General features: G+C 75.0%; 14 protein-coding genes. 8 read left to right on the top strand and 6 right to left on the bottom strand.

The window, feature by feature from the left end; genetic code table 11:
- Positions 1-142 precede the first annotated feature (142 nt).
- Genes BM093_RS28500 through BM093_RS28485 form a run of 4 tightly spaced genes read right to left on the bottom strand, consistent with a single transcriptional unit; the run spans position 143 to position 4,071 of the window.
- Entirely contained in the window at positions 143-1,390 is a 1,248-nt protein-coding gene (locus BM093_RS28500) for a glycosyltransferase family 4 protein (RefSeq protein WP_093353236.1), read from the bottom strand.
- 31 nt (positions 1,391-1,421) lie between these two features.
- Positions 1,422-2,978, bottom strand: coding sequence for a 1,4-alpha-glucan branching protein domain-containing protein (locus BM093_RS28495; RefSeq protein ID WP_093353231.1), 1,557 nt, complete (start codon positions 2,976-2,978; stop codon positions 1,422-1,424).
- Positions 2,979-2,992: 14 nt separating this feature from the next.
- Positions 2,993-3,736, bottom strand: a complete 744-nt coding sequence (locus BM093_RS28490) for a class I SAM-dependent methyltransferase (RefSeq protein WP_093353227.1) — start codon at positions 3,734-3,736, stop codon at positions 2,993-2,995.
- A gap of 53 nt (positions 3,737-3,789) precedes the next feature.
- On the bottom strand, positions 3,790-4,071 hold the full coding sequence (locus tag BM093_RS28485; protein ID WP_093353223.1) for a hypothetical protein: 282 nt from the start codon (positions 4,069-4,071) through the stop codon (positions 3,790-3,792).
- 396 nt (positions 4,072-4,467) lie between these two features.
- Here BM093_RS28485 and BM093_RS28480 point away from each other — a divergent pair, with 396 nt between their 5' ends.
- The 6 genes from BM093_RS28480 to mnmA all read left to right on the top strand — a co-directional run bounded on the left by BM093_RS28480 (position 4,468) and on the right by mnmA (position 10,632).
- A complete protein-coding gene (locus BM093_RS28480; protein WP_093353218.1) occupies positions 4,468-5,253 on the top strand; it encodes an electron transfer flavoprotein subunit beta/FixA family protein in 786 nt (261 codons plus the stop codon).
- 55 nt (positions 5,254-5,308) lie between these two features.
- The gene (locus tag BM093_RS28475) at positions 5,309-6,250 is read left to right on the top strand and encodes an electron transfer flavoprotein subunit alpha/FixB family protein (protein ID WP_093353213.1); all 942 of its coding nucleotides are present in this window, start codon (positions 5,309-5,311) and stop codon (positions 6,248-6,250) included.
- Positions 6,251-6,444: 194 nt separating this feature from the next.
- Positions 6,445-7,242, top strand: a complete 798-nt coding sequence (locus tag BM093_RS28470; protein ID WP_245773861.1) for a GNAT family N-acetyltransferase — start codon at positions 6,445-6,447, stop codon at positions 7,240-7,242.
- Positions 7,239-8,423 carry a lysophospholipid acyltransferase family protein gene (locus BM093_RS28465; RefSeq protein WP_093353208.1) on the top strand — a complete coding sequence of 395 codons (1,185 nt, stop codon included), beginning with the start codon at positions 7,239-7,241 and terminating at the stop codon, positions 8,421-8,423. Before BM093_RS28470 ends, BM093_RS28465 begins: the two co-directional genes overlap by 4 nt.
- A complete protein-coding gene (locus BM093_RS28460; protein WP_093353202.1) occupies positions 8,338-9,546 on the top strand; it encodes a cysteine desulfurase family protein in 1,209 nt (402 codons plus the stop codon). The genes BM093_RS28465 and BM093_RS28460 overlap by 86 nt, the downstream gene beginning before the upstream one ends.
- 3 nt (positions 9,547-9,549) lie before the next feature.
- Positions 9,550-10,632 carry a tRNA 2-thiouridine(34) synthase MnmA gene (mnmA, locus tag BM093_RS28455; protein WP_093353197.1) on the top strand — a complete coding sequence of 361 codons (1,083 nt, stop codon included), beginning with the start codon at positions 9,550-9,552 and terminating at the stop codon, positions 10,630-10,632.
- A 34-nt stretch (positions 10,633-10,666) separates the two neighbouring features.
- Here mnmA and BM093_RS28450 read toward each other — a convergent pair whose 3' ends face one another.
- Entirely contained in the window at positions 10,667-11,539 is an 873-nt protein-coding gene (locus BM093_RS28450) for an alpha-hydroxy acid oxidase (protein ID WP_177238756.1), read from the bottom strand.
- A complete protein-coding gene (locus tag BM093_RS38045; protein WP_177238755.1) occupies positions 11,536-11,907 on the bottom strand; it encodes an alpha-hydroxy-acid oxidizing protein in 372 nt (123 codons plus the stop codon). The genes BM093_RS28450 and BM093_RS38045 overlap by 4 nt, the downstream gene beginning before the upstream one ends.
- 162 nt (positions 11,908-12,069) lie before the next feature.
- Between BM093_RS38045 and BM093_RS28445 the strand changes: the two genes are divergently transcribed.
- A complete protein-coding gene (locus BM093_RS28445; protein WP_093353187.1) occupies positions 12,070-12,531 on the top strand; it encodes a nitroreductase family deazaflavin-dependent oxidoreductase in 462 nt (153 codons plus the stop codon).
- 187 nt (positions 12,532-12,718) lie between these two features.
- Positions 12,719-13,732 (top strand): uroporphyrinogen decarboxylase/cobalamine-independent methonine synthase family protein, encoded by a 1,014-nt coding sequence (locus tag BM093_RS28440; RefSeq protein ID WP_425439207.1) that lies wholly within the window; start codon positions 12,719-12,721, stop codon positions 13,730-13,732.
- The last annotated feature ends 95 nt before the right edge of the window (positions 13,733-13,827 follow it).

Here is a 13,827-nt window from a genome sequence, read left to right as displayed (position 1 = left end):
GGCCGGGCCCGTCTCCGGTGCGCGTGTGCCGTGCCGCGCCCGAGTGCTCCCGGGGGCACCCTCGGGGCACCTGGCGCTACGAGGGTGCCCCTCGGGGCGCGCGGTCGGCCCCGGGCCTGGGCGTGGAGTCAGGGCGTGGGCGTCAGGGCGCGCGGTCGAACAGGTTCCCGGTGGGGATCTTCGGCCGCACCAGGTCCTGCGGGCCCCGGGCGCGGGCGTCGCGGTAGATCTGTGCGGTCTGCTCAGCGATCGTCGGCCAGGCGAAGTCGGTGCGCAGCCGGGCCCGGGCCGCCCGGGCCCGCCGCCGTGCGGCGGGCGGGTCGGACAGCGCCCGGTCGACGGCGTCGGCGAGACCGCTCACGTCGCCCGGGGCGAAGCCGAGCCCGGTCTCGCCGTCGCGCACCAGCTCCCCGAGCCCCCCGGCCGTCGACGCCACCAGCGTCGCGCCGACGGCCGCGGCCTCCAGCGCGACGATCCCGAACGGCTCGTACCGGCTCGGCAGCACGACCGCGTCGGCGCCGCGGAGCAGGGCTGTCAGCTCGGTGTCGGGCAGGTGCCCGAGGAAGTCGACCGAGCGCTTGACCCGGTGCTCGGTGACGCGGGCCTGCAGCATCTCCTGCTGCGTCCCGCTCCCGGCCACGAGCAGCCGGGTTCCGCGGTGCCTGCGCCGGATCCGGGGCAGCGCCGCGATCAGGTCCTGGACGCCCTTCTCGTACTCCAGCCGTCCGAAGTAGACCAGCCGGGGCCCGGCTCCCGCGGGCGCCGGTGCGGGCGTCGTGCGCACCCGCCACCGGCCCGGATCGATCCCGTTGTGCACCACGTGGACGGCGCCGGGGTCGAGGTCGTAGAGCGTCGCCACCTCGGCCCGCATCGCGGACGAGCAGGTGATCACCTGGTCCGCCCGCTGGGCCAGCCACCACTCGGTGGAGTGCACCTGCCGGTTCATCGGCCCGGGCAGCCAGCCCGAGTGCCGGCCGGCCTCGGTCGCGTGCAGCGTGGCGACCAGCGGGACACCGAGGACGTCGGCCAGCGCGACCGCCGGGTGCGCGACCAGCCAGTCGTGGGCGTGGACGACGTCGGGACGCCAGCCGGGCAGCAGCGAGGTCAGCGCGTACCGCAGCAGGCCGTGTCCCATGCCGAGCGTCCACGGCACGAGGTCGGTACCGAACTCCAGGTGCGGCGGGTCCTCCGCGACGCGCAGCACCCGCACGCCGTCGACGCGCTCCTCGACGGTCGGGTGGGTGCCGGCGTCCGTGCCGGCAGGCGCCCGGGACAGGACGACGACCTCGTGCCCGGCCACGACCAGTTCGCGGGCCAGGGCGTGCACGTGCCGGCCCAGCCCGCCGACGACGACCGGCGGGAACTCCCAGCTGACCATCAGCACCCGCATCGCCCGATCCTGGCAAACGCCGCGCCGGTGATTACCGCCGGGTAGTCGCGAGGGCCCGGGCGTCGAGGTGCCCGAAGGCCGGGACGGGCGCGTCCGTCCAGTACGCGACCCGGCGCCGCGCGGCCCGCCGGCGCCCCGCGCGCAGCAGCCCGGAGAGCTCCGCGACCCGGCCGGCGTGCACGGCGGCGCGGGAGCGGGCGTAGTCGGCGGCGGAGTCCTTGCTGACCATGAACGCCCAGTCGCTCGACAGCGCGTGCAACGCCTGGTCGGCGAGCAGGTCCGCGAGCGGGTCCCGGACGTCCGGGCGCAGCGACGGCCCCGCCACGGCCGGGACCGCGTCCACAGCGGACAACAGGTCGCGCTGCACGTCGTCGTTGCGGGACACGAAGTCGGCGACCTGCGGGCCCGCCCAGACCCGCCAGTCCTTCCCGGAGCCCCAGGAGGACTCCGGCAGCGTCACCGGCTCACCGACCAGGCCGTCGTCGACCGCGCCGCCGAGCGTGCGCACCGCGACCCCCGCCTCGGGCAGCAGCCGCAGCACGGCCGCGAGCCACTGCGGGCCCTCGTGCCACCAGTGCCCGAACAGCTCGGTGTCGAACGCGGCCACGGTCAGGGCGGGCCGGCCGGTGGACTCCCGCAGCGATCGCAGCCGGGCGACGACGGTGTCGACGAAGTCCCGCGCGTCGCGCTGCACGGCCTCCTGTGCGAGGGCCGGGTCGTAGGGCTTCTTCCGCTCGGGCGGGACCCGGCGCCCGGTGACCCGCGCCGGCTTGAGGCCCGACGGGTGGTCCCAGTGGTGGAAGTCGCGGTACTCGGCGGAGCCGGGGTAGCCCTTGCGCGGCGACCAGACCCGGTAGGTGATGTCCAGGTCGCGGCCGACGCAGAGCACGCCGGAGTCCCCGACCGGCCGGGCGAGGGCGGTGTCGCCGCGCAGCGCCGGACCGTCGACGAGGAAACGCTGCACGCCCGCGTCGGCGTAGTCGTGCTCCATCCCGGGTGCGTAGCCGCACTCCGGCGCCCAGATCCCGGCCGGCCGCGCGCCGAGCCGCAGTGCGTGGTCGTCCAGCCCGGCCCGCAGGGAGAAGGCCCGCACCCGTGGCTGCAGCAGCGGCTGGAACGGGTGCGCGGCCGGCCCGCCGAGCAGCTCGACCGCGCCGGCGTCGCGCAGCGCCCGCAGGGCGGGGGAGCCGCCGTGCCGCCAGTGCGCCTCGAACTCCGCGGTCGCGGCCGTCGAGACCCGGTGCTCGTGTGCGGCGAGCTCGGGCAGCCGGGTCGCCGCCGAGTGCGCCCGCAGCGTCCACTGGCCCAGCCAGTCGTGCATGCCGCGCAGGCAGTACGGGTCGTCGAGCTGGGCGGTGAGCACCGGCGTGAGCCCGAGCGTGGCGAGCCCGCCGCGACCCTCGGCGGCCAGCTCGCGCAGGGTCGCCACGACCGGCAGGTACGAGTGCGCCCACGACTGGTAGAGCCACTCCTCGCCGACCGGCCAGCGCCCGTGCCGGGCCAGCAGCGGCAGGTGCGAGTGCAGGACCAGGCAGAACGTCCCGACCGTCGCCGTTGCCCTCGGTGTCCCTGTCGCTGTCCCTGTCACTGTGGCTGTCCGAGTCACTGTGGCCGGGCCGCCGTGACGAGCAGGTCGAGCGAGCCGTCGAGATCGTGCTCGTGGAGCTCGAAGTCCGAGCTGCGGACGGCGGCGACGTCCGCGACCAGCTCCGGTGGCCACACCTCCCCGGACAGGGCCAGGCGGGTCTGCGCCTCGATCAGGCCGCCGTGCCGGTCGTCCAGCGCGCGCAGCCGCGGCCCGTGGTGCAGCCCGCGGACGACGACGTCGTCGAACCCGGCGTCGCGCACCAGCCCGGCCAGCTCGCGCGGGTCCAGCTCGCGGGTGTGGAACGGGTTCAGCGGGGTGTCGCGGCCCGGCGAGAACGTGATCCGGTTCGGCGTCGAGACCAGCAGCGTCCCGCCGGGACGCAGCACCCGCCGGCACTCGTCGAGGAACCGTTCCTGCTCCCACAGGTGCTCGATGACCTGCAGGGACACCACGACGTCGATGGTGGCGTCGGGCACCGGCAGTGCCACCAGGTTCGCCCGTGCCACCGCGACCCTCGGGTAGCGGTCGCGCATGTGCGCGACCGTCGGCACGTCGTAGTCCAGCCCCAGCACGCGGCGCGCGGTCCCGGCCAGCAGGTCGGCGCCGTAGCCCTCGCCGCACCCGGCCTCGAGCACTACCGCGCCGGAACAGCTCGCCGCGATCGCGGCGTAGACGACCTCGTGGCGGCGGAACCAGTAGTTCTCGTGGGCGATGCCCGGGACGGTTCGCTCACCGGTGAGAGGCAGGCTGCTGGTCACGGGCCGACTCCATCACGAGGTGCCCGCCCGGCCCGCACCCGGCCCGGGCGGTGCTACTCGGCGACGGTCACGATGCCGCCGACGTCCTGCTGCAGCCAGGCCAGCAGGGTGGTGTCGTCGAGCGTCAGCGGGACCTCGGGCCCGCCCCACTCGAGGCGGGTGGTCGGCCGGTGGGCCAGTGCGTCCTCGAGCATCACCGCGAGGCCCTCGGTGGCGCGGATCGTCACCCCGCCGTACTCGACGGTCCGGCTGCCCGGCACGTCCTCACCCGCGTGGTCGCCCGTGCTCAGCACGTAGCCGGTCCCCAGGCGGTCGTCGAACCCCGTCACCTGCACGACGGCTCCTTCCTGCCGGTGCGTGAGCTGTCGACGGTAGCGAAGTCCGGGCCCTCGTCCGCGGGAACGGGGTGTGACGTCGTGCGTGCCGGGCGTGACGGCCGCCGCGGGTGAGTACGGTCACCGCGCATCGGCGTGTACCAGGGTGCTACTCGCTGGTAACAATGAATGTCACACGTGGCACGGCGTGCCATTAGGGCACGACGCTGGCAGAGTCAGCGGCTACGACGGGCGCGACGCCGCGGCCCACCCCCGCTCGGCAGAGCGCGCGGCGCAGCACCGTCACGGTGACGCGAGGCGGACCGGGCCCGGACGACCGGGAGCCGGCCCGCGAACGAGGACGACGCGGTGTGCGCGTGGGCGCAGGCCGCCGCGGCAGGAGGTCGAAGAGGTCCTATGAAGATCGTGACCCTGGTGAAGCAGGTGGCCGACACCTACTCGGAGCGGAAGCTGTCCGACTCCGACCACACCCTCGACCGTGAGGGTACCGAGGCGGTCATCGACGAGATCAACGAGCGCGCCGTGGAGCAGGCTCTCCTGTTGAAGGAGGCCGCCGGTGACGGCGAGGTGGTCGTGGTGTGCATGGGCCCGGACCGGGCCTCGGACGCGATCCGCAAGGCCCTGTCGATGGGCGCGGACTCGGCGGTGCACCTCTCGGACGAGGCGATCCACGGCTCGTGTGCGGTGCAGACCGCGCGGGCGCTGACCAAGCTGATCGGCACCGTCGAGGGCTGGGACCTGGTCATCGCGGGCAACTCGGCGTCGGACGGTCAGGTCGCCGCGGTGCCGGCGATGGTGGCCGACCTGCTGGGTGTGCCGGCGTTGACGTGGGCGAACGAGCTGTCGGTGTCGGGTTCGACGGTGACGGTGAAGCGGGAGACCGACGACGGTGTGACGCACCTGTCGGCGGAGCTGCCGGCGGTGGTGTCGGTGGGTGAGAAGTCCAACGAGCCGCGGTACCCCTCGTTCAAGGGGATCATGGCGGCGAAGAAGAAGCCGGTGAACAACCTGGATCTGGCCGGGGCCGGGATCGACGGCTCCGAGGTGGGTCTGGCCAACGCGCTGGTGAGCGTGACGAGCTCGGCGCCGAAGCCGCCGAAGCAGGCCGGTGAGAAGGTCACCGACGAGGGCGACGGCGGCGCGAAGATCGCCGAGTACCTGGTCGGCCAGAAGCTGATCTGACCCGTTCGCACGGTTCGACAACCACCACTTCTTCCCTAGGAGAGATGCGAGACTCATGGCTGAGGTTCTGGTTCTCGTCGACCACGTCGACGGGGAGATCAAGAAGACCACGTACGAGCTGCTGACCGCGGCCAAGGCGCTGGGTTCGCCGTCCGCGGTCGTGGTCGGCGGCGCGGGTGCGGCCGACAAGCTGGCCGACGGGCTGACCGAGCACGGCGCGGACAAGATCTACGCGGCCGAGACCGACTCGACCGACTTCCTGGCGCCCGAGGTGGCGGTGCTGGAGTCGCTGATCGGGTCGGCGGCCGGGGTGCTGATCTCGGCGTCGGCCAACGGCAAGGAGGTCGCCGGGCGGCTGGCCGTGCGGACGGGGTCCGGGCTGCTGTCCGACGTGGTCGGTGTCACGGGTGACGGCGTGCAGCACTCGATCTTCGGTGGTGCCTACACCGCGGAGGCGAAGGCGAACACCGAGCACCCGGTGATCACGGTGCGTCCGGGTGCGATCGACATCGAGGCCTCGGCCGGTGCCGGGGCGCGGGAGAGCGTCGAGGTCCCGGCGGCGTCCGGGCGGCAGGCCACGGTGACCGGGCGGGAGCCGATCCAGGGCGGGTCGCGTCCGGAGCTGACCGAGGCGACGGTGATCGTCTCCGGTGGGCGCGGTGTCGGTTCGGCCGAGGACTTCACCGTCGTCGAGGGGCTGGCCGACTCGCTCGGTGCGGCCGTCGGTGCCTCGCGTGCCGCGGTGGACTCGGGCTACTACCCGCCGCAGTTCCAGGTCGGGCAGACCGGTAAGTCGGTCTCGCCGCAGCTCTACATCGCCCTCGGCATCTCCGGTGCGATCCAGCACCGGGCCGGGATGCAGACGTCGAAGACGATCGTCGCGGTGAACAAGGACGAGGAGGCGCCGATCTTCGAGGTCGCCGACTTCGGCATCGTCGGCGACCTGTTCAAGGTCGCCCCGCAGCTGCAGGACGAGGTCACCAAGCGCAAGGGCTGACCCCCCGTGAGCTGACCGGACGACGCCCGGGTGCCGTCGTGCACCCGGGCGTCGTCGTGTGTGCCGGGGCCGTTCACCCGCTGCTGCCTGCGACGACACCCCGCGCCAGGGGTCGGTCGCCGTTCACGTGACCGCCACCGGCGTGTCGGTGCGGAACCGTCCGGACGTCGCGGACGGCCGGTACCAACACCGGCGTGAACCAGGTGATCGTCTCGACACCGGAGACCGCGGCCCGCCGGTACTCCCTGCTGCTCACGACCGATCCCGACGACGTCGACGCGGCCCAGGCCCTGCGCCACCGGGTGTTCGCCGGTGAGCTCGGCGCCACGCTGGACACCCCGGTGCCCGGCCGCGACGTGGACCGGTTCGACCGGTTCTGCGACCACCTCGTCGTCCGCGAGGACACGACCGGCGAGATCGTCGGCACCTACCGGATGCTCCCGCCGCAGCGTGCCCGGGCCGCCGGCGGGCTCTACGCCGACGGCGAGTTCGACCTGACCCGGCTCGAGCCGCTGCGGGCCTCGCTGGTGGAGACCGGACGCTCCTGCGTGCACCCCGACCACCGCTCCGGCGCCGTCGTCGGGCTGGCCTGGGCCGGGATCGCCCGCTACATGCTGCTGACCGGGCACCGCCGGCTGATCGGCTGCGCCAGCGTCCCGCTCGCCGACGGCGGCCTGCACGCCGCGGCTGTGTGGGACACGGTGCGGGCCCGGCACCTCGCACCGGAGGAGCACCGCACCGTCCCGCACCGCGCCTGGGACCCGGCCGGGGTGGCCCGGGACCGCATCACCGCGACCACGACCACGATCGCCGCCCTGCCGCCGCTGCTGCGCGGGTACCTGCGGCTGGGGGCACGGGTGTGCGGGCCGCCCGCGCACGACCCGGACTTCGGTGTCGCCGACTTCCCGGTCCTGCTCGGCATGGACGACGTCGACCAGCGCTACCTGCGGTTCTTCCTCGGGGACGCGGCCGGGCCGGGGACTCCCGCATGACGCTCACGGCGGGCCCGGAGCCGGTCCGGCCCGGCGGCTCTGCTCTGCGCACCTCTACGCACCACCCCGAGTCCGCGCCCGGCGGCTCTGCTCTGCGCACCGATACGCACCACCCCGGGTCCGCGCCCGGCGGCTCTGCTCTGCGCACCCCTGCGCACCACCCGCAGCTCGCGCACCCGACCCACCCGGCGGACCCTCCTGCGGCCGAGCGGCCCGGCGGCCCGTGGGCGACGTGGTCGCCGTGCACCCCGCGGGACTGCCTGCCCGCCCGGGCGGCGACCGGACGCTGGCGCCTGGCTCGCCGCCTCGTCGTCCTCCTCGGGGTGCTCGCGCTCGCGGTGCCGCTCGTCCCCGGTGCCGCGGTGCTCGGCCCCCGCGTGCTCGGGCCGGTGCTGCGCGTCCTGCACCGGGCGGTGCTCGCCGCGGCCGGGGTGCGGCTGGTCGTGCACGGCGCACCGCTCGCGCCGGCCGACGGGCGGGGTGCGCTCGTCGTCGCCGACCACACGTCCTGGATCGACGTCCCCGCACTCGGCGCGATCGGCCCGGTCACCATGCTCGCCAAGCGCGAGGTCCGGGACTGGCCGCTGATCGGGACGCTCGCGGCCCGGACCGGCACGCTGTTCGTGCACCGCGAGGGGCTGTCCCGGCTGCCCGGCACGGTCGCCGCGACCGCGGCCGCGCTGCGGGCCGGCGCGCTCGTCGGCGTCTTCCCGGAGGCGACGACCTGGTGCGGTGCCACCGGCGGGACCTACCGGCGGGCCCCGTTCCAGGCCGCGATCGACGCAGGCGCCCCGGTCCGCCCGGTCACGATCTCGATCACGACCCCGGACGGGCGCCCGACCACCGCGGCCGCGTTCGTCGGCACGCAGACGTTGGGGGACACCGTCGGACGGGTTTTGCGCCTGCCCGGGCTGGTGTGCGAGGTCGGCGTCGGGGAGCTGATCGAGCCGGACGCGGGCGATCGCCGCGCGCTCGCGGCGCGGGCCCGCGACGGTGTCCGCGCCCCGTCCGGGACCGGCGGTGAGCGGCCGGCGCCGGAGGACGGAGCCGGTACTCGGCGCGAAGCCGGTGGGGCGGGGATTACCCTGGTGACCGATGACGTACCTGGACCACGCGGCGACCACACCGATGCTGCCCGCCGCCGTCGCCGCGATGAGCGACGCGCTCGGCCGCACCGGTAACGCGTCGTCGCTGCACTCGTCGGGCCGCCGGGCCCGGCGCGAGGTCGAGGAGGGACGCGAGCGGATCGCCGAGGCGACCGGCGCGCGTCCGTCCGAGGTCGTGTTCACCACCGGCGGCACCGAGAGCGACAACCTCGCCGTCAAGGGCATCTACTGGGCCCGCTGCACCGCCGACGCGCGCCGTACCCGGGTGCTGGTGTCCTCGGTCGAGCACCACGCGGTGCTCGACGCCGCCGACTGGCTGGTCGAGCACGAGGGCGCCCGCCTGCGGCTGCTCGACGTGGACGCGACCGGCCGGGTCCGGCCGGAGACGCTGCGCGCCGCGCTCGCCGAGGAGCCCGACGGCAACGCGCTGGTCTCGATCATGTGGGCGAACAACGAGGTCGGCACGGTCAACCCGGTGCAGGAGCTGGCCGGGGTCGCGCACGAGTTCGGCGTCCCGTTCCACACCGACGCCGTGCAGGCCGTCGGGATCCTCGACGTCGACTTCGCCGCCTCCGGCGCCGACGCACTCACCCTGACCGGGCACAAGCTCGGCGGCCCCTACGGCGCGGGCGCGCTGCTGCTCGGCCGTGACGTCGACTGCACGCCGCTGCTGCACGGCGGCGGCCAGGAGCGCGACGTCCGCTCCGGCACGCTCGACGTCCCCTCGCTGGTGGGCCTGTCGACCGCGGTCACCGAGTCGGTCGCCGCGGCACCGCACCGCCGGGCCGAGCTGGCCGCGCTGCGCGACGAGCTGGTCCGCGCCGTCCGTGCCGAGGTCCCCGACGCCGTGGTCAACGGCGACGCCCTCGACGCCGTGGTCGCCGGCGGGCCGGGCCGGCTGCCCGGCAACGCGCACCTGTCGTTCCCCGGGTGCGAGGGCGACAGCCTGCTGATGCTGCTCGACGCGAACGGCATCGACTGCTCGACCGGGTCCGCGTGCACCGCGGGCGTCGCGCAGCCCAGCCACGTGCTGCTCGCGATGGGCGCCGACGAGTCCACCGCCCGCGGCTCACTGCGGTTCTCGCTCGGGCACACCAGCACCCGTGACGACGTGGCCGCCCTGGGCGGCGCGATCGGCTCGGTCGTGGAACGTGCCCGGCGGGCCGGCCGCGGGGCCCCTGCCGCGGTGACGGGCTGAGCCGTGCGGGTCCTCGCTGCGATGAGCGGCGGCGTCGACTCCGCGGTCGCGGCCGCGCGGGCCGTCGCCGCGGGCCACGACGTCGTCGGGGTGCACCTGGCGCTGTCCCGCACCCGCGACGCCATGCGGTCCGGGTCCCGCGGCTGCTGCTCGCGGGAGGACGCGTCCGACGCCGCGCGTGCCGCCGACCTGCTCGGCATCCCGTACTACGTGTGGGACCTGTCGGAGGAGTTCACCCGCGACGTGGTGGACGACTTCGTCGCCGCCTACGCCGCCGGTGAGACCCCGAACCCGTGCCTGCGCTGCAACGAGAAGATCAAGTTCGCGGCGGTGCTGGACAAGGCGCTGGCGCTCGGGTTCGACGCCGTCTGCACCGGTCACTACGCCCGCCTGGACCCCTCGGTGCCCCGGTTGCGCCGCTCGGCCGATGCCGACAAGGACCAGTCCTACGTCCTCGCGGTGCTGCGGGCCGACCAGCTGCGGCACGCCATGTTCCCGATCGGTGACACCCCGAAGCCGCAGATCCGCGAGGAGGCCGCACGCCTCGGGCTGCGGGTGGCCGGGAAGCCGGACAGCCACGACATCTGCTTCATCCCCACCGGCGACACGCAGGGCTTCCTGCGCGAGCAGCTGGGGTCGCGCCCCGGCGACGTCGTCGACTCGGCCTCCGGCGAGGTGCTCGGCACCCACGACGGCGTGCACGGGTTCACCGTCGGGCAGCGCAAGGGCCTCGGCATCGACCGGCCCGCCGCCGACGGCCGCCCCCGCTACGTGCTCGGGATCGAGCCGGTCAACGGCACCGTCCGGGTCGGCCCGGACTCCGCACTCGACGTGACCTCGATCAGCGCGCGGACCCCGGTGTGGGCCTCCGGGGTCGCACCGGAGGCCCCCTTCGGCTGTGTCGCCCAGGTGCGGGCGCACGGCGGCACCGCCCCGGCCGAGGTCACCCCGTCGGACGACGGGGTGACGGTCGTGCTGTCCGAGCCGCTGCGCGGGGTCGCGCCGGGGCAGGCGGTGGCGTTCTACCGGCCGTGCGAGGACGGTGACGTGGTGCTCGGCTCGGCGACGGTCGCGGCCACGCACTGACCGTCCGGGGCCGCCCCCGAACGCCGCCGGCTCCCTACCGCGACAGCGCCGGCTCTCCCGTCATACTCGCCCAGGAGGCCGGCACGTCGAGGAACGAGCGGTCGAGCTCGTGCAGCGACTCCGCGCCGAGGAAGGCCAGGCCCTCACCGATCTGGCGCCGGAACAGCTCCAGGATGTGCCGCACGCCCGGCTCGCCCGCGGCCATCAGCGGGTAGACGTAGCCCCGCCCGAGCAGCACGGCCCGGGCGCCGAGCGAGACCGCCTTCAGCACGTCGGTGCCCCGGCGGACACCGGAGTCCAGCAGCACCTCGACCCGGTCCCCGACGGCGTCGACGATCCGGGGGAGCTGCGGCAGGGTGGGCACCGACCCGTCGAGCACGTTGCCGCCGTGGTTGGACACGACGATCGCGTCGACGCCCTCACGGGCCGCCCGCTCGGCGTCCTCGACCGTGAGGATCCCCTTCAGCACGATCGGGCCGTCCCAGTGCCGGCGGATCCAGGGCAGGTCCTCCCACGCCGGGGTCTGCTCGTAGATCTTGCCGATGCCCTCCCAGAAGCCCATCGGTGAGCCGTCCGGCCGCAGCGCCATCGCAATGTCCGGCAGCTGCACGCCGTTGGCCCGGGCGATGTCCCACGCCCAGCCGGGCCGGGTGACGACCTGCGGTGCGAACCTCAGCAGCTCCCGCAGGGACACGTCGGTCGGTACCGCGCGCCGCTGGGTCCAGAGCAGGTCCTTGGGACGGGCGATGGTGGGCGTGTCCACGGTGAGGACGAGCCCCTCGACCCCGGCCCGCTTCACCCGCTCGATGATCGGGGCCGAGGCGTCCCGGCCGCCGACGTAGTACAGCTGGTAGAAGACGGGCCCGTCGGCGTTGTCCATGATCTTCTCGATCGGGGTGGTGGTCACCCCGGAGACGAACTGGATCGTGCCGGCCGAGCCGGTGGCACTCCGACGCCGGCCTCGCCGTCGGAGTGCGCGACGCCGAGGAAGCCCACCGAGGACACGATCAGCGGCATGGAGATCCGGTGTCCGAGCACGGTCGTGGAGATGTCGTGCTCGGGCAGCGAGACCGCGTTGCGCGGGCGGAAGAGGACCTCGGAGAAGACCTCCTCGTTGCGCCGGGCCGTGATGTCGGAGCCCGACCCGGCCTCGAACATCTGGAACACGCTCGCCGGTACCCGGCGCCGCGCCAGGTCCCGGGCGTCCGCCACGGACTGGATCCGATCCAGCGTGCGCCGCTCCCGATAGGCGTTGTAGGCGCTCCGGCCGGTCATCGCTCTCACCCTTCCCCGCCCCGCTCATCGGGGCCGTCCCACTCGCTCCGCGGTGGTCACCGCTGTCATCTCGTATAACTGAACGTTCAACTACTTTGTTCCCGACGGGCTCGCGAGAGCACTGCTCTTGCCATTCCACGGACAATCGTGAACACTGCTCTCATGACGAAGCAGCGCTCTGGCAATCACTACCTCGCTCCCGGACGGATCACCCGTCACGTGCTGAACCCGCTGGTGGCCGGCCTGACCCGGCTCGGCGTCCCGCTCGCTGGGGCAGCCGTCCTCGGGGTCCGCGGGCGGCGCTCCGGCGCCGTCCGGACGGTGCCGGTCAACCCGCTGAGCCACGGCGGCGCCCGCTACCTCGTCGCCGCCCGCGGTGAGACGCAGTGGGTGCGCAACCTGCGGGTGGCGGGCGAGGCGACGCTGACCGTCGGCCGTCGGTCCGAGCGGGTCGCGGCCACCGAGCTGACCGCGTCCGCCGAGACCGTCCCGGTGCTGCGGGCGTACCTGCGGCGCTGGGCCTGGGAGGTCGGCGCCTTCTTCGACGGTGTCGGCCCGGACTCCTCCGACGACGAGCTGGCCGCCGCCGCGCACCGGCACCCGGTGTTCGTGCTGCACCCGTGAGCGCGGCCCCAGGGATCCGCCCGCGGCGGGCACGGGGGAGACTGGCCGGGTGAGTTCTGAGGACCCGCTGGCCGCCGCGCTCGCCGCTGCCGGGCTGGGCGACGTCCGTCCCGGCGAGACCCGGCCGCCCGAGCCCCGGATCGAGGTCGTGAGCGACGAGCCGGACGAGCCGACCGGCCCGCGCGAGCTGTGGCCCGAGGGCATCGGCACCGGTGTCGGGTCGCTGCCCGGTACGGACCCGCGGGAGGCGTCCGCGCTGGTCACCGGCGAGACCCCGGAGTTCCCGGCGCTGCCCGAGCTCCCCGGCCGCGGGGTGGGGGCGGACCTGATCGGCCGCACCGCCGGCCTGCTGGTCGACCTCGCCGTCGAGGTCGTCCCGACCGCCTGGCGGGTCACCGCCCGGCCGGGCCGCGACCTGCGCCGGTCCCGCGACCTCATGGCCGCCGACCTCGACGCCTTCGACGACGCCTGCGACCGGATCCGCCCGGACTGGGTCAAGGTCCAGGTCGCCGGTCCGTGGACGCTCGCCGCGTCGGTCGAGCTGGCCTCCGGGCACCGGGTGCTCACCGACCGCGGCGCCGTCCGCGAGTTCACCGCGAGCCTCGGCGAGGGCCTCCGTGCCCACGTCGCGGAGGTCGCGGAGCGGACCGGGGCCACGGTCGTCGTCCAGCTCGACGAACCCGGACTGCCCGCCGTGCTCGCCGGGTCCCTGCCGACCGCCTCCGGGTACGGCACCGTGCGCACCGTGCCGGCCCCGGACGCCGAGGACCTGCTGCGTGAGCTGATCGGCGGGATCGACGCACCGGTCGTCGTGCACTGCTGTGCGGACCGGCCGCCGATCCGGTTGCTCGCGGCGGCCGGCGCGGCCGCCGTCGGGATCGACGCGACCCGCCCCACCTTCACCGGCGCGACCGCCGAGGCCCGCCTGCTCGACGCGATCGGCGAGACCTGGGACGAGGGTGTCCCGCTGCTGCTCGGGCTGCTGCCCGGCACCGCACCCGCCCGCGAGCCGGTCGTCGGCGACCTCGCCCGAGCCGGCTACGACCTGGCCGACCGGCTCGGGTTCGACCGCCGGCGACTCGCCCGCCTCGCCGTCCCGACCCCCGCCTGCGGTCTCGCCGGGGCGTCCCCGACCGGGGCGCGCCGCGCCCTCGCACTCTCCCGCGAGCTCGGCAGGGCGTTCGCCGACCCCGACGAGTGAGCGGCTCCGCCGCCCGTGAGTGGTTTTCGCGGTCAGAGACCCCATGGCCGCTACCGCTGGCCGCCTTGAAGGATGAGAATCGGTGCGGGGTCGGC

Source organism: Pseudonocardia ammonioxydans, from assembly GCF_900115005.1.
GTDB classification, from domain to species: Bacteria; Actinomycetota; Actinomycetes; order Mycobacteriales; family Pseudonocardiaceae; genus Pseudonocardia; species Pseudonocardia ammonioxydans.
This window is presented reverse-complemented; position numbering and strand designations above follow the sequence as displayed.